This is a genomic window from Sphingomonas sp. MM-1 (assembly GCF_000347675.2).
Lineage (GTDB): Bacteria > Pseudomonadota > Alphaproteobacteria > Sphingomonadales > Sphingomonadaceae > Sphingomonas_E > Sphingomonas_E fennica.
Map to the genome: position 1 here is coordinate 1956493 of NC_020561.1, position 24775 is coordinate 1981267.

The window sequence follows — 24775 nt, forward strand, 5'->3', positions numbered from 1 at the left end:
GCCGATAGAAGGCCCGGCATGAACCGGTCCCCCACCCCCTGGCGCGACGAGATGCGCGCGACGCTGGCGCTGGCGTGGCCGCTGGTCCTGACCAACCTCGCCCAGGCGGCGATCCATGCGACCGACGTGATCCTGCTCGGCCGGCTGGGCGCGCGGCAGCTGGCGGCCGGCGCGCTCGGCACCAACCTGATGATGGCCTGCGTCGTCATCGGCAGCGGGCTGGTGATGGCGGCATCGCCGATGATCGCCAAGGCCGTGGGCGCGCGCTTCAACGCGGTGCGCGACGTCCGGCGCACGGTGCGGCAGACGATGTGGGCGGCCGTCGCGGTGGTCGTCCCCTTATGGCTGCTGCTGTGGCAGGGCGAGCGGGTGCTCCTCCTCCTCGGCCAGGAACCGGCGCTGGCGGCGGACGGCGGGCATTTCCTGCGCGCGATGATGTGGGGGCTGCTGCCCTACATGTTCTATCTGGTGCTGCGCGTGTTCGTCGCCGCGCTGGAACGGCCGGCCTGGTCGCTGGTGATCGCGGTGGGCGGCGTGATCGCCAACGCCGTCATCAATTACGGGCTGGTGCTGGGCGGGTTCGGCATGCCGCAGCTGGGCCTAGTCGGCGCCGGGCTGGGATCGACCATCGCCAACAGCTTGATGTTCGTGGGGCTGGCGACGGTGGTGAGCGTGCATCCGCGCTTCCGCCGTTTCCACCTGTTCGGCCATTTCTGGCGGGCGGACTGGCCGCGCTTCCGCGCCGTCTGGCGGCTGGGGCTGCCGATCGCGATCACGCTGGGGCTGGAGGTGACGGTGTTCAACGCCGCCATGTTCCTGATGGGGCTGCTGGGGCAGGACCCGCTGGCCGCGCATGCCATCGCCATCCAGATCGCCAGCGTCACCTTCATGGTGCCGCTGGGGCTGGCGCAGGCAGCGACGGTGCGGGTGGGGCTGGCGGTGGGGCGGCGCGACCGGATCGCGATCGGCCGCGCCGGCTGGACGGCCTGGGCGATGGGCGTGGGCTTCATGGGCCTGACCGCGATCCTGATGATCACCGCACCCCGGCTGCTGATCGGCATCTTCCTGGATGCCCACAACCCCGCCAATGCCGAGGTGGTGAGGCTCGCCATATCCTATCTGGCGCTGGCGGCGCTCTTCCAGATCGTCGACGGCGCGCAGGCGGTGGGCGCGGGCATGCTGCGCGGCCTGCACGACACGACGGTGCCGATGCTGTTCGCGCTGGTCGGCTACTGGCTGATCGGGCTGGCCTTCGGCGCGTGGCTGGCCTTCCACGCCGGCTGGGCGGGGGTCGGCATATGGACGGGCCTCGCGCTCGGCCTCGCCATTGTCGCCGTGCTGATGACGGCGCGCTGGGCCTTGCGCGAGCGGATCGGGCTGGTCGATGCCGGCCCCGCCGTCAGCCGATCGACGGGCGGACGGTGAATATCGCGAGCTGATCGGCGAAGGCGCGCTTATAGGCCGGCCGCGCTTCGCCGCGGGCGACATAAGCGGAAAGGTTGGGATGTTCCTCCAGCAGGCCCGATCCGTTCAGCCTGCGCAGCACCGTCACCATCAGCAGGTCGCCGGCGCTGAACGCATCGTCGAGCCAGTCGGCATCGCCGAGCCGGCTGGAAAGTTCGGCCAGCCGGCCACGAACGCGATCCTCGAGGAGAGGCAGGCGTTCCTCGTGCCAGCTCTTGCCGGCCTCCAGGAGCACGGCGATCGCCCGGTCGACGATCGGCGGCTCAACCGTGTTGAGCGCGGCAAACATCCAGGCGATCGCGCGTGCCCGGCCGTTCGCGTCGTCCGGCAGCAGGCCGGCATGATGCTCCGCGATGTGCAGCACGATGGCCCCGGACTCGAACAGGGCGAGGTCGCCTTCCTCATAGGTCGGAATCTGCCCGAAGGGGTGAAGCGCGCGATGCGCCGGCTCCTTCATCGCATCGAACGAAAGCAGGCGGACGTCGTAAGGCTGGCCCGTTTCTTCGAGCGCCCAGCGAACGCGCATGTCGCGCGCCAGCCCCCGGCCGCGATCGGGGGAGCGTTCGAAGGCGGTGATGGTGATGCTCATCGCGAAGGCCTCCGTATGGCCGCACGATGCGCGGCAAGGCCGCCTTCTGGCAACCGGAAGCCGATCGGCCGCCTTCCTCCCCGGATCAGTCGTCCGAAATCTGGCTGATCCGGCGGGTATCGGGCAGCGCCACGAAGGCGATGAGCGCGATCGCGATCCCGGCGGAGACATACCAGTAGAAGGCTTCCTCGACGCCCGCATTCTTGAGCCACAGGGCGACATATTCGGCGGTGCCGCCGAAGGCGGTGTTGGCGAGCGCATAAGGCAGCGCCACGCCGAGCGTGCGGATATGGGCGGGATAAAGCTCCGCCTTGGTGATCGGGCCGACGGACGTATAGGCCGACATCAAGGTGAGCGGGATCAGCGCCAGCCAGAAGGCGGTCACGGGATCGCCCGCATCCGCCAGCGCGTGGAAGATCGGCACCGTCGTGACCGCGCCGGTGACGCCGAAGAAGATCATCTGCGGCTTGCGGCCGATCCTGTCCGACAGGCAGCCCCAGAGCGGCTGCTGGAGCATGAAGACGGCGAGCGCGGCGGCCGTGATCGCGGTCGCCTGCGGCCGGGAGAAGCCGGCGCTGTTGACCAGGAATTTCTGGAGGTAGGTGGTGTAGGCATAGAAAGCGAGCGTGCCGCCAATCGTCATCGCCACGATCATCAGCGTCGCGCGGCGATGCCCGGCCCAGAGGTTGCGCGCGGAGGATGCGGGCGTCGCGGCGCGATCGATCGCGGCGAACTGCCGGGTTTCGGCCAGGCCCCGGCGGAACAGGAACACGCCCAGCGCCAGCACCGCCCCCAAAGCGAACGGGATGCGCCAGCCCCAGGCTTCCAGCGCCGCCTCGTCCAGCAGCGCCTGCAGGACGATGAGGACGCCAAGCGCCGCGAGCTGGCCGCCGATCAGCGTGACATATTGGAAGCTGGACCAGAAACCCCGCCGTTCGGCCGTCGCCATTTCGCTGAGATAGGTGGAGCTGGCGCCGAACTCGCCGCCCACGCTCAACCCCTGCAGCATGCGCGCGAACACCAGCAGCACCGGCGCCGCCCAGCCGGCGGCGGCATAAGTGGGCGCGAGCGCGATCAGCAGCGATCCCGCGCACATCAGCCCCACCGACAGGGCCAGCCCCGCCTTGCGGCCATGGCGATCGCCATAGATGCCCATCGCCCACGCCCCCACCGGCCGCATGATGAAGCCGACCGCGAAGATCGCGGCCGTGTTCATCAGCTGGATGGTGGGATTGTCCTCCGGGAAGAAGGCCGGCGCGAAATAGATGCTGAGCGAGGCATAGGCGAACCAGTCATACCATTCGACGAAATTGCCCGCCGATCCGCCGATGATCGATCTCAGCCGCCGTGCGCCGTGCGCCATTCACCATCCCCTGCCCTTTTCAGCACGGATATGACGGGGATAGGCCGGCCGGGCAATCCGATCGGGTGCGACAGACAGGGCTTTTCAGATGCGCCGAGATCGATCATTCCGCTGACATGGCTGGGTTCCCGCTTTCCTTCCGCGCCGCGCTGACGGCAATCGCCCTGCTGGCCGTCGCCGGATGCGTCGCCCCCGAGGCCCCTCCGCCGCCGCCACCCCCGCCGGCCCCCGCGCCTCCCCCGCCCCCGCCGCCCCTGGCCTGGGAGGATGCGCCGCTGACGCCGGGCGACTGGCGCTATGATCGCGGCACGGCGCGCTTCGGCGTGGCCGGGCAGCCGGCGGAGCTGGTGCTGGCCTGCCAGGCCGATCGCACGATCCTGCTTTCGCGCGCCGCGCCGGCGGGAAGCACGGCGAACGGGATCGACGTGACGACCAGCTACGGCAAGCGCCGCTTGCCCGCGACGCCGGCCGCGCAGGGGCTGACCGCCCGGCTGACGGCATCGGATGGCCTGCTGGACTGGATGGCCTTCAGCCGCGGGCGCTTCCGCATCGACACGGAAGGCCTGCCCGCGCTCACCATCCCCGCCTGGGCGGAAGTGGCGCGGGTGGTGGAGGATTGCCGCAAATAACCGGGCGCAGGATCAGCGCCGCCAGCTCCGCCGGTTGGTGCGCTGTTCCAGCAGCTCCTCGCGCACGCGGATGGTGAGCAGCGCCACGCGCACCTCGATCAGGAACAGGAACAGGCCCGATACCAGCAGCAGCATCGCCGCGATGAAGCCGAAGGCCATCGTCCGCGCGAAGCCCAGGCTGGTGAGATCGGCGATGAACAGGCCGGCCACCACCGCGCAGATCAGCGCCGCGCTGGCCGTGCAGAGGAAGATCGCCATGTTGGCGAGCATGATCCGCCGATCCAGCAGCCGCAGCTCATGCACTTGCGCCTCGTGATCGGGATGATCGGTGGGGGTGAATTCGCGCGCGAGCTGGCGGGCGCGATCGACGACGCGGGCGAGCCGGCCGGCCAGCACGTTGAGGATGCTGCCGATGCCCGCCAGCAGGAAGACGGGCGCCACGGCAAGCTGGATGGTGTGCGCGATTTCCGCGACGGCGACGTTGGATGGCGGCAGCATCCCCGCAGGATTGCGGGCGCCGCGACCGGCCGTCAAGCGCCGCCGCGGCGATGGCGGCGGCGCCGTATCCGATCAGCCATCAGGCGACGGCGGGGTAATCCGTATAGCCTTCGCTGCCCTGGCTGTACCAGGTGCGCGGATCATCCTTCTGCAGGGGCAGGCCGTTCGCCAGCCGGTGGGGGAGATCCGGGTTGGCGAGGAAGGTGCGGCCGAAGCTGACGGCATCGGCGATCCCATCGTCCAGCAGCGCCTGCGCGGTATCGCCGACATAATCGGAATTGAGCACCAGCGGGCCGGAAAAGGCCTTGCGGATCAACGGCGCCACCGCTGGCCGATCCGATGCGCCGAAGGTGCCCTGGGGGCCGGGCTCGCGCAATTCGAGGAAGGCGAGGCCGAAGCCGTCGAGCGCGGCAGCGGCGGCCGTGAACAGCGCGTTCTGGTCGCTGTCGTCCACGCCCTGGATCTCGCCATTGGGCGAGAGCCGGACGGCCGTGCGGCCCGCGCCCGCGACGCCGGCCAGCGCCTCCACCACTTCGGCGAGCAGGCGGATGCGGTTGGCGACGGGGCCGCCATAGGCATCGTCGCGATGGTTGGAATTGTCGCGCAGGAACTGATCGATCAGATAGCCATTGGCGGCGTGGAGCTGGACGCCATCGAAGCCGGCGGCCAGCGCGTTGCGCGCGGCGCGGGCATAATCGTCGATCAGCCGGGGAATCTCGTCGAGCCTGAGCGCGCGCGCCTCGGCATAAGGCTGCTTGCCGTCATAGGTGTGCGCCTTGCCGGGCGCGGTGGTCGCGGATGCCGATACCGGCGCGGCGGCGCCGATGAAGCTCGGATGGACGATGCGGCCCATGTGCCAGAGCTGGGCGAAGATGCGCCCGCCCGCCTTGTGGACCGCCTCCGTCACGGGCTTCCACGCTTCCACCTGCCGGTTGCTCCACAGGCCGGGAGCGAACGGCCAGCCGGTGCCTTCCTGGCTGATGCCGGTCGCTTCCGACAGGATCAGGCCGGCACTGGCGCGCTGGGCATAATATTCCGCCATGATCGGCGTCGGCACATGATCGCGGGTGGCGCGCGCGCGGGTGAGCGGTGCCATCAGGATACGGTTCGGCGCTTCCACGGCGCCCAGGCGGATGGGATCGAACAGCGACGGCATGGCTTAGGTCCCTTTTTGAAACTGGACTGCACCGACATAGGCAGCCAGATGGCGCGATGCACGATTCGGATGCGTCAAGATTAACTTCTGCGGAAGAAAGCCGGGAACGGGGTGACGGCGGGCGCGGTCGCGGCCGGGCGCTGGCCTTCGCCGCGATGGTGGCGGCAAACGTCGCGCTGGCCTTCGGCGCCTGGTTCGTGCGGCTGGCCGATGTCGGCCCGGTGGCGGCGGGATTCTGGCGGCTGGCGATCGCGGCGCCACTGCTGCTGATCCTCTGCCGGGCGGCGGGCCAGCCGGTGCCGGCGATGCCGCGCCGGTTGTGGGCGGTGCTGGCGTGCGGCGGCTTCTTCTTCGCCGCCGACCTCGCATCCTGGCATGTCGGCATCCTCCACACGACGCTGGCCAACGCCACCCTGTTCGGCAACATCACCAGCCTGACCTTCCCGATCTACGGCTTCATCATCGCCCGCGCGATGCCGGGACGGACGCAGATATTCGCGCTGATCCTGGCGGCGGCCGGCGCGGTGCTGCTGATGGGCCGATCCTACCAGCTTTCGCCGCAGAATCTGGTGGGCGACCTGCTCTGCATTCTCGCCGGCATCCTCTACACCTTCTATCTCGTCGCGGTGGGCGCGGCGCGCGGGCGGCTGGCGCCGCTGCCGACGATCGCGCTTTCGACCCTGTTCGGCACGCTGCCGCTGCTCATCTTCGCCATGCTGATGGGCGAGGCGATCCGGCCCGGCAACTGGACGCCGCTGCTGCTGCTGGCGATCGGCAGCCAGGTGATCGGCCAGGGGCTGATCGTCTATGCGATCGGCCATCTGCCGCCGCTGGTGATCGGCATCGGCCTGCTGATCCAGCCGGTGGTGGCGGCCGCCGTCGGCTGGATCGCCTATGGCGAGCGGCTGGGCGTGGTGGACGGCATCGGCGCGGTCGCCATCGCCGTCGCCCTGGTGCTGGTGCGCCGGCCCGATCGATCGCGGCCGGCCTGACGCCGCTGTTGGCGCGCGCGGCGCACCGGCCTATGCTCCGCCCATGACCGAGACCGCACCCGACCTCACGCTCGACGAAATCCGCCAGGCGCTGGCGCCGCGCCTCGCCCGCCACGCCGCCTTCGACGGCTGGAGCGCCGCGGCGCTGGACGCCGCCGGGGCGGAGATCGGCCTGCCGCCGGGGCAGGCGGCGCTCGCCTTCCGCGGCGGCGCGGTCGCGATGATCGACGCCTGGTTCGCTTATGTCGACCGGACGATGGCGGAAAGGCTGCCGGGCAAGACGCTGGCGGCGATGAAGATCCGCGAGCGAATATCGGCACTGGTCACCACCCGGCTCGAACTGGTCGATCCCGACCGCGAGGCGCTGCGCCGCGCGCTTTCCATCCTCGCCCGCCCCGCCCATGCCGCCCACGGCGCGAAGCTGGGCTGGCGCGCCGCCGATGCGATGTGGCGGGCGGCCGGCGATACCGCCACCGACTTCGCTTATTATACCAAGCGGGCGACGCTGGCCGCTGTCTATGGCGCGACCCTGCTCGCCTTCCTCGACGACGAGAGCGAGGATTTCGCCGACACCCGCGCCTTCCTGGCCCGGCGGATCGACAATGTGATGCGGTTCGAGAAATTGAAGGCGCAGCTGAAGCCCGATCCCGATCGCCATTTCAGCCCGGCGCGCTTCCTGGGCCGGCTGCGTTATCCTGTGCGGTGACGATCGGGCTGGCCTTTTCCCCGTCCTATTGATAATCACTCGCAGAATATTGACTTGCGGGTGATGATCTTGCGTCTCGATGAACTACCGCTGCGGCGGAACGCCACGGTTTCCGCGATCGACTGGGACGGAATCGGCCCGGCCGAGGCGAAGCGGCTGCGGGAATTCGGTTTCGACGAAGGCGTGGTGGTGCAGAAGCTGCACACCGGCCCCATCGGCAGCGATCCCGTCGCCTGCCGGGTGGGGCGGATGACGGTGGCGCTGCGACGGCGCGTGGCCCTGGCGATAAGCGTCACCGGCCACGAAGCATGAATCCCCTCCCGCTCGTCGCGCTGGTCGGCAATCCCAATGCCGGCAAAAGCGCCCTTTTCAATGCTCTGACCGGTGCCCGCCAGAAGGTGGGCAATTATCCCGGCGTCACGGTGGAGCGGAAATCGGGTCGCTTCTCGCTGGATGACGGCCGCCCGGTCGAGCTGGTCGACCTGCCCGGCACCTACAGCCTCGATCCCGGCAGCCCGGACGAAGCGGTGACGCGCGACGTCGTAACCGGCCACCAGGCGGGCGAGCGGCCGCCGGCGGCGATCGTGATTGTCGTCGATGCCGGCAACCTGGACAATCATCTGCGCTTCGCGCTCCAGCTCGTCGCCCTCGGCCTGCCGACGGTGATGGCGCTCAACATGGTCGACATGGCCGAACGCGACGGGCTGACCATCGATGCCGAGATGCTCTCGCGCGAGCTGGGCATCCCCGTGGTCCCCACGGTCGCGGTGCGCCGGCGCGGGCTGGACGAGCTGCGCGCCGCGCTCGGCAAGGCGGTGGGATCGAACGCCGCGCCGGTCGCGCCGGAGGTGGCCGAGGCCGCCGAACATTCCAGCTACACCGCGCTCCAGCGGCGCGCGCGCGCCATCGCCGCGGCGGCGACCACGCGGCCCGAGGTGACGCGCGACGCGGCCGAGCGGATCGACCGCGTGCTGCTGCACCCGGTGGCGGGCCTCGCCATCCTGCTGGCCCTGCTGTTCGTGATGTTCCAGGCGGTGTTCGCCTGGTCCGAAGCGCCGATCGGCTGGATCGAGGACGGCTTTTCCGTGATCCAGGGCGCCGCGACCGATGCCCTGCCCGCCGGCCTGCTGCGATCGCTGGTCGTCGACGGGCTGATCGCCGGCGTCGGATCGGTGGTGGTGTTCCTGCCGCAGATCCTGATCCTGTTCCTGTTCATCCTGGTGCTGGAGGCATCGGGCTACATGGTCCGCGCCGCCTTTCTGATGGACAAATTGATGGCGGGCGTCGGCCTGTCCGGCCGGGCGTTCATCCCGCTTCTCTCCTCCTTCGCCTGCGCCATCCCCGGCATCATGGCGACGCGCACGATCGACGATCCGAAGGACCGGTTGACGACGATCCTGATCGCACCGCTGATGACCTGTTCGGCGCGGTTGCCGGTCTATGCCGTGATTATCGGCGCCTTCATCCCGGCGCGCGACATGGGTTACGGCATCGGCCTGCAGGGGCTGGTGCTGTTCGGCCTCTATATCGCCGGCATCCTGGGTGCGATGGCGGCCGCCTTCATCCTGCGCCGCACCGTGACGCGGGGGGCCGCCGGCACCTTCATGATGGAGCTGCCGCGCTATCAGTGGCCGGACCCGCGCGACATCCTGATCGGGCTGGCCCAGCGCGCCTGGATATTCCTGCGCCGCGCCGGTACGCTGATCCTCGCGGCATCGCTGCTGCTGTGGCTGCTCCTCTCCTTCCCGCAGGCGCCGGAGGGGCGGAGCCAGGTGGAATATTCCGCCGCCGGCCGCATCGCATCGGTGCTGGAACCCGTGGTGCGGCCGATCGGCTTCAACCATGAAATCGCGCTGGCGATCATCCCGGCGATGGCCGCGCGCGAGGTGGCGGTGGCGGCGCTCGGCACCGTCTATTCGATCGAATCCGATGACGAGACCGTGCTGGAGCAAACGGTGACGGAGCGGCTGAGCGGACGCTGGCCGCTGCCGACGGCGCTGGCCTTCCTGATGTGGTTCGTGTTCGCGCCGCAATGCCTGTCCACCATCGCGGTGATCCGGCGCGAGACCAATAGCTGGCGCTGGCCGCTGTTCGCGCTCGGTTACCTCTTCGTGCTGGCCTATATCGCGGCGGGCGCGACCTTCTGGACGGCAACCGCGCTGGGGCTGGGATAGGCGCGGGGCCGGGAGGCCGGCCCTCCCCCGGTCACCCCGCCGCGCGCAGCCGTTCGATCGCGCGGTCCTTGCCGATCAGCGGCAGCAGCGCAGCCATGTCCGGGCCGTGATCCCGGCCGGTGAGCGCGTGGCGCAGCGGCAGGAACAGCGCCTTGCCCTTGCGGCCGGTGGCGTCCTTCAGCAGCGTCGTCAGCGCCGGCCAGGGATCGCCGGCCCAGTCGAGACCGGCGGCGACGCCGGCCGCCTCGGCCAGATAGGCGCGATCCTGTTCATCGAATGCGGGGGCCGCGACCGGGCCTTCGACCACGGCCCACCAGTCCGCCGCATCGGCCACCTTGTCGATATTCGGCCGGATCGCCTGCCAGGCGGCGGCATCCATGCCGGCGGGCAGCCGATCGGCGACGTCCTGATAATGGAGGCGGTGGATGATGCGGGCGTTGAGCGCGGTCAGCTCCTCCAGGTCGAAGCGCGCGGGCGCACGGCCGAAACGGTTGAAATCGAAGGCGTGGAGCAACTCGTCCACCGTCGCCACCGGCTCGACCGGATCGCTGGTGCCGATGCGCGCCAGCAGCGCCAGCAGCGCCAGCGGCTCGATCCCCATTTCGCGGAAGCCATCGCAGCCGAGCGCGCCGAGGCGCTTGGAAAGCTTGCCCTCACTGCCGGTCAGCAGCGCCTCGTGCGCGAAGGCCGGCGGCGTGGCGCCCAGCGCCGCGAACATCTGGAGCTGGAGCCCGGTATTGGTGACATGATCCTCGCCGCGCACGACATGGGTGACGTCCATGTCCACATCGTCGATCACGCTGGGCAGCATATAGAGCCAGCTGCCGTCGGCGCGGCGGACGATCGGATCGGACAGCAGCGTCGGATCGAAGCGCTGCGGGCCGCGGATCAGATCGTCCCAGGCGATCGGCTCGTCATGGTCCAGCCGGAAGCGCCAGTGCGGCCGGTGCCCTTCCGCCTCCAGCGCGGCGCGATCGGCATCGCTCAGCGCCAGCGCCGCGCGGTCATAGACCGGCGGCAGGCCCCGCCCGGCGAGGATCTTGCGCTTGAGGTCCAGTTCCTGCTGGGTCTCATAAGCGGGATAGACCCGGCCCGCCGCGCGCAACCGATCGAAGGCGGCCTCGTAGAGCGCGAAGCGGCGCGACTGCCGTTCCTCCCCATCGGGCACCAGCCCGAGCCAGCCGAGATCGGCGCGGATCGCCTCAACGAACGCCTCGGTCGATCGTTCGGCATCGGTATCGTCCAGCCGCAGCAGGAAACGGCCGCCCTGCTGGCGCGCGAACAACCAGTTGTGGAGCGCGGCGCGGATATTGCCGACATGCAGCCGCCCGGTGGGCGACGGGGCGAAACGGGTGGTCACGGTCATGCTTCGATCCGATTGAGCGCCGGCGCGGAGCCGGCAGGAATGGCCAGAACGGGCGCGATCACGCCGTGCGGAAGGCGTTGGTGATCGGGTAGCGCCGGTCGCGCCCGAAATTGCGCGTGCCGAGCTTCACCCCCGGCGGAGCCTGGCGGCGCTTATATTCGGCGATGTAGAGCAGCCGCTCCACCCGCGCGACCGTATCGCGATCGAAGCCGCGCGCGACGAGATCGGCGACCGAAAGCTCCTCCTCCACCAGCCCGCGCAGGATGGGATCGAGCACGTCGTAAGGCGGCAGCGAATCCGAATCCTTCTGGTCGGCGCGCAGCTCCGCCGTCGGCGGCTTGGTGATCACGTTCACCGGCATCACCGGCCCTTCCGGCCCCAGGCCCAGCGACGGGCGATTGGCGTTGCGCCATTCGGACAGCGCGAACACCGTGGTCTTGTAGGCATCCTTCAGCACCGAATAGCCGCCGGCCATGTCGCCATAGATGGTGGCATAGCCCACCGACATCTCGCTCTTGTTGCCGGTGGTGAGCAGCATGTGGCCGAACTTGTTGCTGAGCGCCATCAGGGTGACGCCCCGGATGCGCGACTGGATATTCTCCTCGGCCAGATCGCGCGCGCGGCCGGCGAAGGCGGGGGCCAGCATGGCATCGAAAGCCGTCACCGCCGGCTCGATCGGGATGGTATCGAGCCGCACGCCCAGCAGCCGCGCGCATTCGGCCGCGTCGGACAGGCTTTCGTCGACCGTGTAGCGCGACGGCATCATCACGCACCATACCCGGTCCGCCCCCAGCGCATCGACCGCGACGGCGGCGGAAAGCGCGCTGTCGATGCCGCCGGACAGGCCGAGCACCACGCCGGGGAAGCCGTTGCGGTTCACATAATCGCGCAGCGCAATCATCATCGCGTGGTAAAGATCCGCCGGCGCGGGATCGAGCGCATGGCGCTCCCCCGCCTCGCAGGTCCAGCCGCCCGCGCCCCTGTCCCAGAAGGTGAGCGTTTCGGCGGCTTCCCAATCCGGCATCTGCACCGCGACCGCGCCATCGGCGTTGACGACGAAGGAGGAGCCGTCGAACACCAGCTCATCCTGCCCGCCGACGCGGTTCAGATAGGCGAGCGGCAGCCCCGTCTCCTCCACGCGGCGGCGGACGAGCGCCAGGCGCAGATCGTCCTTGTCCGGCTCATAGGGGCTGCCATTGGGGGCGAGCAGCAGCTCCGCCCCGGCTGCCTTCAGCTGCTCGCACACCTTGGGGAACCAGATATCCTCGCAGATCGGCACGCCGATGCGCACGCCGCGAAAATGGATCGGCTCCGGCGGCGGGCCGGGCATGAACAGCCGCTTTTCATCGAAGGTGCCGTAATTGGGTAGCTCATGCTTGCGGATCATCGCCGCGACGGCACCGCGATCGAGCAGCGCCATCGCATTGTAGAGCCCGTCGTCGAGCGCGATCACGGTGCCCACGAGCATCGCCGGCCCGCCATCGGCGGTGGCGGCGGCCATGCGGTGCAGCTCATCATGCGCGCGGGCGATCAGCGCGGGCTTCAGCACCAGATCCTCGGGCGGATAGCCGATCAGCTGGAGTTCCGGGAACAGGATGAGATCGGCCTCGGGCCAGCGATCGCGCACCGCCAGCATGGCATCGGCATTGGCGGCGAGATCGCCCATATTCTGATTGAGCTGGGCGAGCAGGATGGAAAGGCGCATGGTCATGACCCCTGCTTTAGGGCGGGACGGATCGAACGGCCAGAGCGGGCCGCCGTTCCATCGAACGCCCTACCCCCTTCCCCCGCGCGCATCTGGCGACTAATAGGCCGCGAAACGCGGCAGCGAGGACGAACATGAAACTACTGGCCGGCAATTCCAACCTGCCGCTGGCGCGAGCGATCGCCGCCTATCTCGAAATCCCGCTTACCGAGGCGAGCGTGCGCCGCTTCGCCGACGAGGAGGTCTTCGTCGAAATCCACGAGAATGTCCGCGGCGAGGACGTGTTCGTGGTGCAGTCGACCGGCTATCCGGCCAATGACAACCTCATGGAGCTGCTGATCTGCATCGATGCGCTGAAGCGCGCGTCGGCCAAGCGGATCACGGCGGTGATCCCCTATTTCGGCTATGCCCGGCAGGACCGCAAACCCGGCCCGCGCACGCCAATTTCCGCCAAGCTGGTGGCGAACCTGCTGACGACGGCGGGGGCGAATCGCGTGCTTTCGGTCGATCTGCACGCCGGCCAGATCCAGGGCTTCTTCGATATCCCGACCGACAATCTGTTCGCCGCCCCGGTGATGTCCGCCGATATCCAGGCGCGCTTCGCCGGCAAGAATTTGATGGTCGTATCCCCCGACGTGGGCGGCGTGGTGCGCGCCCGCGCGCTGGCCAAGCGGCTGGAGAACGCGCCGCTGGCCATCGTCGACAAGCGCCGCGAGCGCGCCGGCGAATCGGAGGTGATGAACATCATTGGCGACGTCACCGGCCGCTTCTGCATCCTCGTTGACGATATCGTCGATTCGGCGGGCACGCTGTGCAACGCCGCGGCCGCGCTCAAGGAAGCGGGCGCGGAAGACGTGGTCGCCTATGTCACCCATGGTGTGCTTTCGGGCGGCGCGGTCGCCCGCGTGGAGGGATCGCAGCTGCGCGAACTGGTGATCACCGATTCGATCGGCGCGCCGGAAGCGGTCGCGGCGGCGGAGAAGATCCGCCACCTGACGATCGCGCCGCTGCTTGCCGAGGCGATCAAACGCATCGCCGACGAGACGTCGGTATCGTCGCTGTTCGACTGAGGCCATCGCCCGGCCGCCATCCTGACGAAAGCCGCGATTCATTGTCGCTGCGCCCGATATTCGGGCGTTGCGGCGATGGATGCCGAGACCGGGCCGGCACGGCGGTTGTGCGTGCGGTCAGCGAATCTCGACGCTTTCGCCGCGCCCGATCAGGGGCAGCAGGTCGAGCAGCGCGGCCTTTTCGATAGCGACGCAGCCTTCGGTCGGTTTCGCCTCGTTCCAGCAATGCAGAAAGATCGCGCTGCCGAGGCCCGGCACGGGAGGCGCATCATTGTGGCCCAGCGTGACGATCACGTCGTAAAGCCCGTCCTCCCGCCAGAGATGCTCGGCCGAAGCGGCACGCGGATGCCGGATCGGGCGATTATAGGCGGGGTCGGCGGGATCGTCCGACCAGCCATCGTCCGCGCGGGTCCAGCGCCATGGCAGGGCGAGGCCCGCCGGCGGCGCGGCGCGGCCGGGGCGGAACAGCACGGTGCGGATCGCCCAGAGGCCGAGTGGCGTCATGCCGTCGCCCTCGCGCTTGTCCGCCGCCGGGCAGGCGCCCGAACGGCCGATCGCGCAGGCGATCCGCCGGCTGGCGGCCTCGAGCGTCAACGCCCCGGTATCGACGCGAATCATAGCTGGTGGCCGGTGCGATCGCGCTTGGTATCCAGATAGGCGCGATTGTGGGGGTTCGCCTCCATCGCGTGCGCCACCCGTTCGACCACCGCGACCCCCGCCGCCTCCAGCCCCGCGACCTTGGCAGGATTGTTGGTGAGGAGGCGCACCCTATCCTGCCCCAGCAATTGCAGCATCCGCGCGGCCACGCCGAAATCGCGGGCATCGACATCGAAGCCGAGGCGGACGTTCGCGTCCACCGTGTCATAGCCCTGATCCTGCAGCGCATAGGCGCGCAGCTTGTTGACCAGGCCGATGCCGCGCCCTTCCTGCCTGAGGTAGAGCAATATGCCCCAGCGCGAATCGGCGATCTCGTGGAGGGCGGCGTGGAGCTGCGGCCCGCAATCGCACTTCAGCGATCCCAGCACGTCGCCCGTCAGGCATTCGCTGTGGAGGCGCACCAGAGGCGGCGTCCCGTCCGGCTCGCCGATGATGAGGGCGACATGCTCGGCCGCGTCGTCGGCATTGCGGAAGGCGACGATCTCGCTGCGTTCGGACACCTCGACCGGCAGGCGCGCCCGCGCGGCGACGACCAGCCTGGCCGGCGCATCCTGCCCGGCAATGGCTTCGGCCGAAACCTCCACCTCGCCGGCCCCGTCGTCCAGCACGAAGAAGGCGGGCAGCAGGCCGGCCAGCCGCGCCAGCCGCAGGGCAGCGGCGGCGGCATCGGGCGCGGACGTGGCTATCGCGCGGAACGGCCCCTTCAGCGGCGTCGCCAGATCGAGCGCCGGATCGGCCAGCGCCACCGCTGCCGGCAGATCGAGCCAGGGCGCGCGTTCGATGCGGACGGCGGTTCCCGGCGTCGCCGCATCGCGCTGGTTGGCGAGCTTCAGCGTCGCGGCCCGGCCGCTCGACAGCAGCACATCGGCGCGGCCATCGGGATCGAAGGTGGCGAGCCGGCCGTCGTCGGCGGTCTCGATCGCCAGCACCGCGATCGCCCCTTCGGCCGATAGGATGCGCACCGGCCAGCCCCGGCGCAGCGCGTCCAGCGCGCGGGCGGCGTCGCGCAGGCCCGTCAAAAGGAGAACTCCGTCACCAGCGGCACATGGTCGGACGGCTTGAGCCAGCTCCGGCACGGCTCGAGCACGCGATGGCCGGTCGCCGCGGCGGCGACCGTGGGGCTCGCCCACATATGATCGAGGCGGCGACCGCGATCATTGGCGGTCCAGTCCTTCGAACGATAGCTCCACCACGTATAGAGCCGCGCCGGCGCCGGGTGGAAATGCCGGCCGAGATCGATCCAGCCATGGCTCTGCTGCAGGCGGGTCAGCGCCTCCACCTCGACAGGCGTGTGGCTGACGACGTCGAGAAGCTGCTTGTGGCTCCACACGTCGCATTCCAGCGGCGCGATATTGAAATCGCCGACCATCAGCGTCGGTTCGGCCAGCGTTTCGGACCAGCGCGTCATCCGCTCGATAAAATCCAGCTTCTGCCCGAATTTCGGGTTCAGCACGCGATCGGGAATGTCGCCGCCGGCGGGCACATAGACATTTTCCAGCCTGACGCCGTTGGGCAGGCGCACGCCGACATGGCGGGCCTCGCCATTATCCTGCCAGTCATGGTTGAGATTCTCGTCCAGCGGCACCTTGCTCAGGATCGCGACGCCATGGTGCATCCGCTGGCCGTTCAGCACCTGGTGGACATAGCCCATGCGACGGAACGGATCGCCGGGGAAGATGTCGTTCACCACCTTGGTTTCCTGGAGGCACAATATGTCCGGCCGCTCCTCCTCGAGGAAGCGGGTGACGATATCGATGCGGGCGCGCACCGAATTGATGTTCCAGGAAGCGATCTTGAGCGTATCGGACATGGCCGCGATGTAGCGATGCCGCCGCGCCGGCGCCAGTCACCAGCCCCACGGGGCGGCTGCAATCCGTTACGGGGCGCGAAGAATCATGATAGCCTCGGCCCGCCGCCTATCATCGATATGGGGAAGATCGAATGAAGCAGGTCGTTTCCGGCGCCGCGATGGCGTCGTTCCTTATCGCCATGCTGCCGGGCGCGCCGGCCTTGGCGGCGACACCCGGCGACGTCCGCGATCTGGTGGGCGCCCGCGCCTCGGCAGGGGAGTCCGCGCTCGAATCGCGGGGCTATACGTTCCAGCACGGCAGCACCGGCGACGACCGCAAATGGACCTATTGGTGGAACCGCGACAAGAAGCAGTGCCTGTCGGTATCGACGGTGGACGGCCGCTACGACGCGATCACATCCACGCCGGCGGCGGATTGCGGGCAGAAAGGCGGTGGCGGCGATACGGCGGCGGCGGTCGCCGTGGGCGCGGCGGCGCTGATCGGCGTGATCGCGCTGGCCCACAAATCCCACAATCATGACGACGGCCAGCATTATTCGGACAGCCAGTCCGAAGCGGATTATGAACGCGGCTATCGCGACGGGCTCTACAACCAGTCCTACCATAATTATTCGCGCAGCGACGCTTATGCCAACGGCTATTCGGCAGGCGTGGAGCAGCGGAACCAGGAAACCGCCTACCGGCCCAATCATCCGCGCGGGGGCTATGGCGACTACGTCAACCTGTTGGACATTTCCTACCAGGACTGGGACCGGGCGCAGTCCGAACTGTCGCGCCGCGGCTTCCGCCAGGTGGATCGGGACAGCAATTCGGATGGCGGCCACACCGCTTATTACTGGAACGGCGGCACCAGCCAGTGCGTCGCCATCGCCACCCGCAGCGGCCGGGTGACGGACGTCACCACGGTGCGCAAGCGCGTCTGCAGCTGAAGGGCGGCCACCCTGAAAAGGAATGGCCCCTGCTCCGGGGGCGTGGAGCAGGGGCCGACCTTGCGTTCGTCACGCGAAGGCGGGACATGGATATGTGCGACGCGGGCAACAGGGGGAAATCCCGCGCGGCTTCCATGGCCGCTTGGGAATATCTACGCCCCCAAAGCTGTCGCCGGGATGAATGGACATTACAAATCGTTTACCGTCGCGCCGATCAGCCGCGCGGGCCGCGCGGGCGCGGGTCGGTCCAGCGGAAGGCGCCGTCGGCGACGGGCATGTTGAAGGCCTGGCTGTCGAGTTCGATGGTCGAACGGTTGTTCTGCGCGTCAACGATCGTCCAGCCGCGCAGCATCAGCCCCGCCGGCGCCGAGGGCGAGCGGCTGAAGGCGATGGTGATCGTGCCGAATTCCGGCCGCTTGGGATCGCGCGCCTGGACGAGGAGCAGCTTCGGATCGCCGCTGGGCACCACCTTGGCGAAGCGCGACAGATCGCGTGACGGATCGAGCAGCACCGACAGCGGCGAATCGCCGATCGGCCAGCGGGAAACCTGCTTCACCTGATAATCGATCATGGTGAGCGCCTTGCCGTCGCCCACCACCAGCAGGGGCACGCCCTTCTGATATTCGAACCGGATGCGCCCCGGCCGCTTGAGGGTGAGCGTGCCTGTCAGCGTCTTGCCGTTGCGGTCGGTCTGCGCGAACGCCGCGGTCATCGTGTTCACGGCCCTGAGATGCGCCGAAACCTGCGCCAGCGGATCGGCCGCCTCGGCGGCGGCCGGCGCCGCGACCGGGCCGGCGCCGATGACGGCCGCGGCGGCCAGCGGCAGCGCGGCGAGCGCAAGCAGGAAGGGGCGGATCATGCGTTTCTCCGGGTAGGTCATGGCGCGGGGATGCCGTCTGCGGCTTGAATAGGCTGTGAACCGGCGGCGAATCGATCAGCCGAGCCTGCGGCCGAAATCGGGGAGATCGCCCACGTCCAGCAGCACCTCGCGCCGGCCGACATGATCGGGGGACGAGATGACCCCATCCTTCTCCATCCGCTCGATCAGCCGCGCGGCGGAGTTGTAGCCGACGCGCAATTGCCGCTGGAGCCAGCTGGTCGATGCCTTGCGGTTTTCGACCACGAGCTGCACGGCGCGGCGATAATCCTTGGTCTCGGGATCGTCCGGCCCGGTGGGCGCGCCCTCCAGCTCATAGGATTCGGCCGGCTCCTCGGTGACGGCGTTGATATATTCGGGCGTGCCCTGCGCCTTCCAATGCTCCGCCACGGCGCGCACCTCGTCGTCCGAGACGAAGGGGCCATGGACGCGGGCGATCTGCTTGCCGCCGGGCATGAACAGCATGTCGCCCTTGCCGAGCAGCTGTTCGGCCCCCTGTTCGCCCAGGATGGTGCGCGAATCGATCTTGGAAGTGACCTGGAAGCTGATGCGCGTCGGCAGGTTCGCCTTGATGACGCCGGTGATGACGTCCACCGAGGGGCGCTGCGTCGCCATGATGAGGTGGATGCCGGCGGCGCGCGCCTTCTGCGCCAGCCGCTGGATCAGGAATTCCACCTCCTTGCCCGCCGTCATCATCAGGTCCGCCAGCTCATCGACGATAACGACGATCTGGGGCAGCACCTCGAATTCCAGCGTCTCTTCCTCATAGATGGGCTGGCCGGTCTCGGCGTCGTAGCCGGTCTGCACCCGGCGGGTGATCGGCTTGCCCTTGGCGCGCGCGGTGCGCAGCAGATCGTTGAAGCTGGCCAGGCTGCGCACCCCGACCGAGGCCATCATGCGATAGCGGTCCTCCATCTGCTCCACCGCCCATTTCAGCGCGCGGACGGCCTTCTGCGGCTCGGTGACGACGGGCGAGAGGAGGTGGGGGATGTCGTCATAGACACTGAGTTCCAGCATCTTGGGATCGATCATGATCATCCGGCACTGGTCCGGCGTCAGCCGGTAGAGCAGCGACAGGATCATGCAGTTGAGACCCACCGACTTGCCCGATCCGGTGGTGCCGGCCACCAGCAGGTGCGGCATGGGGGCGAGATCGTGGATCACCGGATCGCCGGCGATGTTCTTGCCCAGCACCAGCGGCAGCGCGCCGCCCTGGGTCTCGAAGGCGGCGCTGTCGATCAGCTCGCGCAGCACCACCGCCTCGCGCACCTTGTTGGGCAGTTCGATGCCGATCACGGTGCGCCCCGGAATGGTGGCGACGCGCGCCGACAGGGCGGACATGTTGCGGGCGATGTCGTCGGCAAGCTGGATGACGCGGCTGGCCTTGATGCCGGCGGCGGGCTCCAGCTCATACATGGTGACGACGGGGCCGGGGCGGACCTCGACGATGCGGCCCTTGACGTGGAAATCGTCGAGCACGGTTTCGAGGAGCCGGGCATTGCGTTCCAGCGCGGTGCGGTCGATCGCGGGGCCGGCGGCGGCCGGCGGCTCCGCCAGCAGGGTGAGCGGGGGCAGCGTGTAGGTATCGCCCAGCGGCAGCTGGCGCTGTTCGCGGCGCGCCTCCTTGGGCGGCGGCCGGCGCTCCGGCTCCTTGATCGTGGGGCCGGAAGGCGCCTCGCCCTCATCCTCGTCGACAAGGGCGGTGGCGCGCGGGCGCGGCGCGGGCGTCGCCTCGCGAATCCGCGCGGGCTGGCGTTCGCGGCGCGGGGTTTCGTCCGCATCCGCATCGGCGGCATCGGCGGCCGCGCGATCGCGGCGGCGGAACAGCCATTCGCGCTCGCCGGCCTCCAGCCCCAGGCCCCAGATCCACAAGGCGATGCCGCCCGCCCCGAACAGCAGGATGGCGGCGACGCGCAGTGCCGAGATCCAGCTCGCATTGCCGGCAAGGCCGATCAGGGCGTCGAGGCCGTTGGCGAGGACGAGGCCCAGCACGCCCCCCCAGCCGGCGGGCAGGCCGGAGACCGAGCCGCCGCGCAGCAGCGAGAGCGCCATGCCCAGCAGCAGCAGGCCGGCGATGCACAGCAGCAGCGATCGCTTCCACCGGCCCACGGTGGCGCCGCGCCACAGCCTGAGCGCCGCGATGATCCCGATCGGCAGCAGCAGCGCCGCCGGCGGGCCGAACAGGCTGAGCAGCAGATCCGCCACCCATGCGCCCACCGGCCCCAGGATATTGCCGATGTCCCCGCCGGCGGCGGTGTTGAGCGCGGCATCGGTCGGCTGGTAGCTCGCCAGCGCGAAGGCCAGCGCCAGCATCAGCGCGAGCAGCGCCAGCGCGCCGCCCATCGATCCGCCACGCTGCGCCGCGCGACGCGCGGTTTCCCGCCAGACTGGTTGTTCCATCGCCATGCTGCTTGCCCGCCATGCGCACGTCCGCGCGGCCGGGGCCGGCGGGCGTGCCCGAAATGTTCCGTCCGCCGACAATCGCCTGCGGCGGACTCCGGGTCAAGCGCGACGCCCGGCGCGGCCGGTTTTCCGTATCGTCCGGGCCGTCGGGTGTTTCCACCCGGCTCGAAAATGCTTTAGCAGGCGGGAATGGAAAGCAGCGACCTCAGAAGCGATGTCATCATCCTGGGCGGCGGGCTGGTCGGCCTGACGCTGGCGATCGCGCTCGATGCGCACGGCCTGAGCACGATCGTGATCGACCCCGCCGATCCGGAAGCGACGCTTACCGCCGGCTTCGACGGGCGCGCATCGGCGGTCGCCGCCGCGCCGTGGCGGATGCTGCAGGCGATCGGCGTGGGCGACAGGCTGGCCGGCAAGGGCTGCCCGATCGAGACGATCCGGGTGACGGACGGGCTGACCCCGCAGGCGCTGATATTCGAGCCGGGCGAGGATGAAGGCGCCGTCGGAATCATGTTCGAGAATCGGGCGCTCCGCGTCGCGCTGCGCGAAACGGCGCTGGCGGCGAAGAACATCACCCTGCTGATGCCCGCCCGCCCCGCCGCCGTGGAGCGCGACGGCACGTCCGCCCGCGTCACGCTGGCCGATGGGCGGAGGGTGCAGGCGCCGCTGCTGATCGGCGCCGAGGGCCGCCGGTCGCCCACCCGCGACGCCGCCGGCATCCGCATCGCCCACTGGAAATATGATCACGCCGCGATCATCGGATCGGTGATCCACGAACATCCCCATCAGGGCGTGGCGCACGAGATATTCTATCCGCAGGGCCCCTTCGCCATCCTGCCACTGGTGGACGATGCCGAAGGCCGCCACCGCTCGGCGATCGTCTGGACGGTCGCCGGCAAGGATGCGCCCGCCATGCTCGGCCTCGGCCCGCGCGCCTTCGCGGCGGAGGCGGCCGGCAAGATGGGCGGCCTGCTGGGCGCGCTGGAGCTCGCCTCGCCGCTTTCCAGCTATCCGCTAGGCTTCCACCATGCCGCGCGGATCACCGGCACGCGGCTCGCGCTGGTGGGGGATGCCGCCCACGGCATCCATCCGATCGCCGGCCAGGGCCTGAACCTCGGCTTCCGCGATGTCGCCGCCTTCACCGAGGTGCTGGTGGAAGGCGCGCGGCTGGGAATGGACCTGGGCGATGCGCAGCTTCTCGCCCGCTACGAACGGTGGCGCTCGCTCGATACCTTCATGGTCGCCGCGGCGACCGATGGGCTCACCCGCCTGTTCGGCGTGCCCGGCCGCACCGCATCGGCGATCCGGCGCTTCGGCCTGGGCGCGGTGGAGCGGATCGCCCCGCTCAAGCGCCGTTTCATGGCGGAGGCCAGGGGCGAAACCGGCAAGCTGCCAAGGCTGCTCCAGGGCGAGCGCATCTGACGGGCCGGCCCGCCGCCGGCCCACCCCCCTCGCGATGATTTTACTCCGGCCGCCGCGCGAGGCCATCTGTTCGCCGCGCCTGCGAAAGGCTATGCGCGGGACACCCACCGGATGAAAGCCAGCGCATGACCGCACCCCGCCTTTCGGTAATCGTGCCCGTCAAGGATGAGGAGGCCGCGATCGCGCCGTTCGTCACCCGCGTCGGCGGCGTGCTGGACGGGCTGCGCGAGCCGGACGGCACGCCGTTGAGCTGGGAGATCCTGTTCATCGACGATGGCAGCAAGGATGCGACGCTGGCCGCGATCCACGCCGCCCATCGCGCCGATCCGCGAGTATGGGCGCTCTCGCTCTCCCGCAATTTCGGCAAGGAGGCCGCGCTTTCGGCGGGGCTGGACCATGCGCTGGGCGACGCGGTGATCCCGATCGACGTGGACATGCAGGACCCGCCCGAGGTGATCGGCGAGATGCTCGATCGCTGGCGCGCGGGCTGCGAGGTGGTCTACGGCATCCGCCGCGATCGCCAGACGGATTCGCTGCCCAAGCGGATGACCGCCGATCTCTATTATCGCGCGCACAACTGGCTTTCGTCGGACAAGATACCCGAGCATGCCGGCGATTTCCGCCTGCTCGACCGCAAGGTGGTCGAGGTCATCAAGCTGATGCCGGAACGCAACCGCTTCATGAAGGGGCTGTTCGCCTGGTCCGGCTTCCGCCAGGCGGGCGTGGAATATGACCGCGCCGAACGCCAGGTGGGCCGCACCAAGTTCAATTATTGGAAATTATGGACGCTGGCGCTGGACGGCATCACCTCCGCCTCCACCGTCCCGCTGCGGATATGGAGCTATCTGGGCGCGATGATCGCGTTGGTGGCGCTGGTCTATGCGGCGTTCGTCGTGATCCGCACCGTGATCTACGGCGCGGATGTGGCGGGCTATCCCTCGATGATGGTGGCGATCCTGTTCCTCGGCGGCGTGCAATTGCTGTCGCTGGGCGTGCTGGGCGAGTATATCGGCCGCATTCTGGTGGAGGTGAAGCGTCGCCCCATCTATGTGATCCGCGAACGGATCGAAGGACAGGACTAGCTTGGAAGGCAGAATTGGATGAATCGCGCCATCTATGATCGGATGGCCGAGATCGATGGCGCGCATTGGTGGTTCGTCGCCCGCCGCCGCATCATCGCAGCGCTGATCGAACAACAGGTCCGGCCCGGGCCCGGCGCCCGTATCCTGGAGGTGGGATGCGGCACGGGATCGAACATCCCGATGCTCCAGCGCTACGGCACCGTCGACGCGATCGAGCCGGACGACGCCGCCCGCGCGCTGACCACGGAGCGCACCGGCGTCGCCGTGAAAGGCGGCCTCCTGCCGCATGACGTGGTGCTGGACGACGGCGCCTACGACCTCATCGTCCTGCTCGACGTGCTGGAACATATTCCCGGCGACCGCGAGGCGCTGTCGGCGCTGGTGCCCAAGCTCGCCCCCGGCGGACGCATCCTGGTGACGGTGCCCGCCGCGCCCTGGATGTGGAGCGCGCATGACGTCGCCCACCACCACCAGCGGCGCTACACCATGGCGCATGTCCGCAAGGTCCTTGCCGATAGCGGGCTGAAGGTGCGCCACGCCACCCATTTCAACACCCTGCTCTTCCCGCTGATCGCCGCCGCGCGCGGGCTGGGCAAGCTCAGGGGGCAGGAGGACGGCGACGATGCGATGCCCTCCCCGCTGGTCAACCGCCTGCTTCAGGGCATATTCGCGGCCGAGCGGCACTGGGTGGGCCGGTGGAGCCTGCCCTTCGGCGTATCGATCGGCCTGGTCGCCGAGCCCGCCTGACCTCAGGCCGCCTGCAGCCCGCGGCGGGCGGGCTTGATCCCCAGCAGCGCGATCGCGCTCCATTCGTGTCGGATCGCGACGCGATGGAGCAGGATCGGCCCCGCCAGCCCGCAGAAGGCGCTGGCGAGGAACAGCATCGGCACATCCTCATGGCCCGCCGCGCGCAGCGCCATCCGGCCGCCGGCCAGGAAGAAGACGTGCCAGAGGTAGATCGAATAGGAATAATGGCCGATCGTCGCCAGCGCGCCGATCCGGGGCAATAATGCGAGCAGCGCGGTGCAGGCGGCCGCCCCGCAGGCGAAGGCGGGGATTCCGTCCGGCCGCAGCCGGGGGACGATCCCCAGCAGGCCGCCTTGCGCATAGGCCATGATCGCGAGCGCCGCGACCAGCGCCGCTATCCCGTTCCGCCGGGACAGCAAACCCGCCGGCAATTGCGACAGCAAGAGGCCGTAGAGGAAGAAGGGCAGCAGGTAGATGGCGCGTTCCAGCGAGAGGAAGGAAGTGGTGTGGGTCAGCGCCGAAAGCAGCGCCGCGCCGCCGACCAGCATCGCCAGCCGGACGGGCGAAGGCCGCGCCAGGCAATCGACCAGCGCGACGAACGCGAACACCCAGAGCAGCGCCTGCAGGAACCAGAGATGCTCATAGCTGTGGGTGAGCGCATAAGGCAGCGATACATCCTCGCCATGCACCAGCGACCGGCCGGACCACATCAGCAAGGTCAGCACCAGCAGCGGAATTCCCAGCCGGCGCAGCTTCTTGATCGCGAAATCCTCGATATTGCGCAGGCTGGCGCGGTGGCAGCCGTAAAGCAACCCGGACAGGATGGTGAAGACCGGCATGCGGATCAGCGCAAGGCTGTCGCTGGCATAATGCCAGCCCGATTCCGCCGGCAGCCCCAGCCCGCGCGCCGGCGTATCGCCGACGACGTGGAAGCAGACCAGCAGCAGGCAGGCGAGGCCGCGCACCGTATCGAGACTGGCGGGCAATCTTTCCGCGACGGTCCCGCCGGAATCGGATGAAGGCAATATAGGATACTCCGCATTGCCCCCGATGCTCGCCTAAAGGATTAACCCAAAAGGAAGAAGGGTCAATCGACGGATCGCTCCGCCCTATCGACCAAGATGCTTCCCGCACCG

Annotated in this window: 23 protein-coding genes; 11 read left to right on the forward strand and 12 right to left on the reverse strand. The window is 69.1% G+C overall.

What is annotated here, in order from left to right; all coding sequences use genetic code 11:
* Window positions 1–18 precede the first annotated feature (18 nt).
* Window positions 19–1425: an MATE family efflux transporter gene (locus G432_RS09510; RefSeq protein WP_015458611.1), complete on the forward strand. Its 1407-nt coding sequence runs from the start codon at window positions 19–21 to the stop codon at window positions 1423–1425.
* Here the strand turns inward: G432_RS09510 and G432_RS09515 are convergent.
* A complete protein-coding gene (locus G432_RS09515; protein ID WP_015458612.1) occupies window positions 1400–2053 on the reverse strand; it encodes a glutathione S-transferase family protein in 654 nt (217 codons plus the stop codon). The two genes, G432_RS09510 and G432_RS09515, sit on opposite strands and share 26 nt — an antisense overlap.
* 85 nt (window positions 2054–2138) lie before the next feature.
* Window positions 2139–3416: an MFS transporter gene (locus tag G432_RS09520; protein ID WP_015458613.1), complete on the reverse strand. Its 1278-nt coding sequence runs from the start codon at window positions 3414–3416 to the stop codon at window positions 2139–2141.
* A gap of 116 nt (window positions 3417–3532) precedes the next feature.
* On the opposite strand from G432_RS09520, the gene G432_RS09525 reads away from it, so the two are divergent.
* Window positions 3533–4045: a hypothetical protein gene (locus G432_RS09525; RefSeq protein WP_015458614.1), complete on the forward strand. Its 513-nt coding sequence runs from the start codon at window positions 3533–3535 to the stop codon at window positions 4043–4045.
* Between the two features lie 12 nt (window positions 4046–4057).
* Here the strand turns inward: G432_RS09525 and G432_RS09530 are convergent, their stop codons facing one another.
* Together G432_RS09530 and G432_RS09535 are read right to left on the reverse strand one after the other, a co-directional pair.
* The gene (locus tag G432_RS09530; RefSeq protein WP_015458615.1) at window positions 4058–4543 is read right to left on the reverse strand and encodes a DUF2721 domain-containing protein; all 486 of its coding nucleotides are present in this window, start codon (window positions 4541–4543) and stop codon (window positions 4058–4060) included.
* Between the two features lie 79 nt (window positions 4544–4622).
* Complete coding sequence (locus G432_RS09535; protein ID WP_015458616.1) at window positions 4623–5699, reverse strand: alkene reductase; 1077 nt, start codon at window positions 5697–5699, stop codon at window positions 4623–4625.
* A 56-nt stretch (window positions 5700–5755) separates the two neighbouring features.
* On the opposite strand from G432_RS09535, the gene G432_RS09540 reads away from it, so the two are divergent.
* The 4 genes from G432_RS09540 to feoB all read left to right on the forward strand — a co-directional run bounded on the left by G432_RS09540 (window position 5756) and on the right by feoB (window position 9571).
* Complete coding sequence (locus G432_RS09540) at window positions 5756–6691, forward strand: DMT family transporter (protein WP_015458617.1); 936 nt, start codon at window positions 5756–5758, stop codon at window positions 6689–6691.
* Between the two features lie 43 nt (window positions 6692–6734).
* On the forward strand, window positions 6735–7397 hold the full coding sequence (locus tag G432_RS09545) for a COQ9 family protein (protein WP_015458618.1): 663 nt from the start codon (window positions 6735–6737) through the stop codon (window positions 7395–7397).
* Window positions 7398–7460: 63 nt separating this feature from the next.
* Complete coding sequence (locus G432_RS09550; RefSeq protein ID WP_084653402.1) at window positions 7461–7709, forward strand: FeoA family protein; 249 nt, start codon at window positions 7461–7463, stop codon at window positions 7707–7709.
* A complete protein-coding gene (feoB, locus tag G432_RS09555; RefSeq protein WP_015458620.1) occupies window positions 7706–9571 on the forward strand; it encodes a ferrous iron transporter B in 1866 nt (621 codons plus the stop codon). The genes G432_RS09550 and feoB overlap by 4 nt, the downstream gene beginning before the upstream one ends.
* A 31-nt stretch (window positions 9572–9602) precedes the next feature.
* Here feoB and gltX read toward each other — a convergent pair whose 3' ends face one another.
* Complete coding sequence (gltX, locus tag G432_RS09560) at window positions 9603–10937, reverse strand: glutamate--tRNA ligase (RefSeq protein WP_015458621.1); 1335 nt, start codon at window positions 10935–10937, stop codon at window positions 9603–9605.
* A gap of 58 nt (window positions 10938–10995) precedes the next feature.
* A complete protein-coding gene (locus tag G432_RS09565; RefSeq protein ID WP_015458622.1) occupies window positions 10996–12648 on the reverse strand; it encodes an NAD+ synthase in 1653 nt (550 codons plus the stop codon).
* A 128-nt stretch (window positions 12649–12776) separates the two neighbouring features.
* Between G432_RS09565 and G432_RS09570 the strand changes: the two genes are divergently transcribed.
* Window positions 12777–13712 (forward strand): ribose-phosphate pyrophosphokinase, encoded by a 936-nt coding sequence (locus G432_RS09570; RefSeq protein WP_015458623.1) that lies wholly within the window; start codon window positions 12777–12779, stop codon window positions 13710–13712.
* Between the two features lie 117 nt (window positions 13713–13829).
* Here the strand turns inward: G432_RS09570 and G432_RS09575 are convergent, their stop codons facing one another.
* The 3 genes from G432_RS09575 to G432_RS09585 are packed head-to-tail and all read right to left on the reverse strand — an operon-like array spanning window position 13830 to window position 16179.
* Window positions 13830–14330, reverse strand: a complete 501-nt coding sequence (locus tag G432_RS09575) for a L,D-transpeptidase family protein (RefSeq protein ID WP_015458624.1) — start codon at window positions 14328–14330, stop codon at window positions 13830–13832.
* Window positions 14327–15388: a GTP cyclohydrolase II gene (gene ribA, locus G432_RS09580; protein ID WP_015458625.1), complete on the reverse strand. Its 1062-nt coding sequence runs from the start codon at window positions 15386–15388 to the stop codon at window positions 14327–14329. The genes G432_RS09575 and ribA overlap by 4 nt, the downstream gene beginning before the upstream one ends.
* Entirely contained in the window at window positions 15385–16179 is a 795-nt protein-coding gene (locus tag G432_RS09585) for an exodeoxyribonuclease III (protein ID WP_015458626.1), read from the reverse strand. The genes ribA and G432_RS09585 overlap by 4 nt, the downstream gene beginning before the upstream one ends.
* Before the next feature lie 131 nt (window positions 16180–16310).
* Here G432_RS09585 and G432_RS09590 point away from each other — a divergent pair, with 131 nt between their 5' ends.
* Entirely contained in the window at window positions 16311–17108 is a 798-nt protein-coding gene (locus tag G432_RS09590) for a hypothetical protein (RefSeq protein ID WP_015458627.1), read from the forward strand.
* 214 nt (window positions 17109–17322) lie between these two features.
* Here G432_RS09590 and G432_RS09595 read toward each other — a convergent pair whose 3' ends face one another.
* Complete coding sequence (locus G432_RS09595) at window positions 17323–17988, reverse strand: LolA family protein (protein WP_015458628.1); 666 nt, start codon at window positions 17986–17988, stop codon at window positions 17323–17325.
* Window positions 17989–18042: 54 nt separating this feature from the next.
* Window positions 18043–20391, reverse strand: a complete 2349-nt coding sequence (locus G432_RS09600) for an FtsK/SpoIIIE family DNA translocase (RefSeq protein WP_041864866.1) — start codon at window positions 20389–20391, stop codon at window positions 18043–18045.
* Window positions 20392–20577: 186 nt separating this feature from the next.
* On the opposite strand from G432_RS09600, the gene G432_RS09605 reads away from it, so the two are divergent.
* The 3 genes from G432_RS09605 to G432_RS09615 all read left to right on the forward strand — a co-directional run bounded on the left by G432_RS09605 (window position 20578) and on the right by G432_RS09615 (window position 23639).
* On the forward strand, window positions 20578–21810 hold the full coding sequence (locus tag G432_RS09605; RefSeq protein ID WP_015458630.1) for an FAD-dependent monooxygenase: 1233 nt from the start codon (window positions 20578–20580) through the stop codon (window positions 21808–21810).
* 125 nt (window positions 21811–21935) lie between these two features.
* Window positions 21936–22892: a glycosyltransferase family 2 protein gene (locus G432_RS09610; RefSeq protein ID WP_015458631.1), complete on the forward strand. Its 957-nt coding sequence runs from the start codon at window positions 21936–21938 to the stop codon at window positions 22890–22892.
* Between the two features lie 18 nt (window positions 22893–22910).
* The gene (locus G432_RS09615; protein WP_015458632.1) at window positions 22911–23639 is read left to right on the forward strand and encodes a class I SAM-dependent methyltransferase; all 729 of its coding nucleotides are present in this window, start codon (window positions 22911–22913) and stop codon (window positions 23637–23639) included.
* Between the two features lie 2 nt (window positions 23640–23641).
* On the opposite strand, the gene G432_RS09620 is transcribed toward G432_RS09615, so the two are convergent.
* The gene (locus G432_RS09620) at window positions 23642–24625 is read right to left on the reverse strand and encodes an acyltransferase family protein (RefSeq protein ID WP_015458633.1); all 984 of its coding nucleotides are present in this window, start codon (window positions 24623–24625) and stop codon (window positions 23642–23644) included.
* Window positions 24626–24775 lie beyond the last annotated feature (150 nt).

Bases quoted from the DNA above. Each gene is read 5' to 3' on its own strand.
- G432_RS09510 (WP_015458611.1), top strand. From the start codon at position 19: ATGAACCGGTCCCCCACCCCCTGGCGCGACGAGATGCGCGCGACGCTG.
- G432_RS09515 (WP_015458612.1), bottom strand. From the start codon at position 2,053: ATGAGCATCACCATCACCGCCTTCGAACGCTCCCCCGATCGCGGCCGG.
- G432_RS09520 (WP_015458613.1), bottom strand. From the start codon at position 3,416: ATGGCGCACGGCGCACGGCGGCTGAGATCGATCATCGGCGGATCGGCG.
- G432_RS09525 (WP_015458614.1), top strand. From the start codon at position 3,533: ATGGCTGGGTTCCCGCTTTCCTTCCGCGCCGCGCTGACGGCAATCGCC.
- G432_RS09530 (WP_015458615.1), bottom strand. From the start codon at position 4,543: ATGCTGCCGCCATCCAACGTCGCCGTCGCGGAAATCGCGCACACCATC.
- G432_RS09535 (WP_015458616.1), bottom strand. From the start codon at position 5,699: ATGCCGTCGCTGTTCGATCCCATCCGCCTGGGCGCCGTGGAAGCGCCG.
- G432_RS09540 (WP_015458617.1), top strand. From the start codon at position 5,756: ATGCACGATTCGGATGCGTCAAGATTAACTTCTGCGGAAGAAAGCCGG.
- G432_RS09545 (WP_015458618.1), top strand. From the start codon at position 6,735: ATGACCGAGACCGCACCCGACCTCACGCTCGACGAAATCCGCCAGGCG.
- G432_RS09550 (WP_084653402.1), top strand. From the start codon at position 7,461: ATGATCTTGCGTCTCGATGAACTACCGCTGCGGCGGAACGCCACGGTT.
- feoB (WP_015458620.1), top strand. From the start codon at position 7,706: ATGAATCCCCTCCCGCTCGTCGCGCTGGTCGGCAATCCCAATGCCGGC.
- gltX (WP_015458621.1), bottom strand. From the start codon at position 10,937: ATGACCGTGACCACCCGTTTCGCCCCGTCGCCCACCGGGCGGCTGCAT.
- G432_RS09565 (WP_015458622.1), bottom strand. From the start codon at position 12,648: ATGACCATGCGCCTTTCCATCCTGCTCGCCCAGCTCAATCAGAATATG.
- G432_RS09570 (WP_015458623.1), top strand. From the start codon at position 12,777: ATGAAACTACTGGCCGGCAATTCCAACCTGCCGCTGGCGCGAGCGATC.
- G432_RS09575 (WP_015458624.1), bottom strand. From the start codon at position 14,330: ATGATTCGCGTCGATACCGGGGCGTTGACGCTCGAGGCCGCCAGCCGG.
- G432_RS09585 (WP_015458626.1), bottom strand. From the start codon at position 16,179: ATGTCCGATACGCTCAAGATCGCTTCCTGGAACATCAATTCGGTGCGC.
- G432_RS09590 (WP_015458627.1), top strand. From the start codon at position 16,311: ATGAAGCAGGTCGTTTCCGGCGCCGCGATGGCGTCGTTCCTTATCGCC.
- G432_RS09595 (WP_015458628.1), bottom strand. From the start codon at position 17,988: ATGACCTACCCGGAGAAACGCATGATCCGCCCCTTCCTGCTTGCGCTC.
- G432_RS09600 (WP_041864866.1), bottom strand. From the start codon at position 20,391: ATGGCGATGGAACAACCAGTCTGGCGGGAAACCGCGCGTCGCGCGGCG.
- G432_RS09605 (WP_015458630.1), top strand. From the start codon at position 20,578: ATGGAAAGCAGCGACCTCAGAAGCGATGTCATCATCCTGGGCGGCGGG.
- G432_RS09610 (WP_015458631.1), top strand. From the start codon at position 21,936: ATGACCGCACCCCGCCTTTCGGTAATCGTGCCCGTCAAGGATGAGGAG.
- G432_RS09615 (WP_015458632.1), top strand. From the start codon at position 22,911: ATGAATCGCGCCATCTATGATCGGATGGCCGAGATCGATGGCGCGCAT.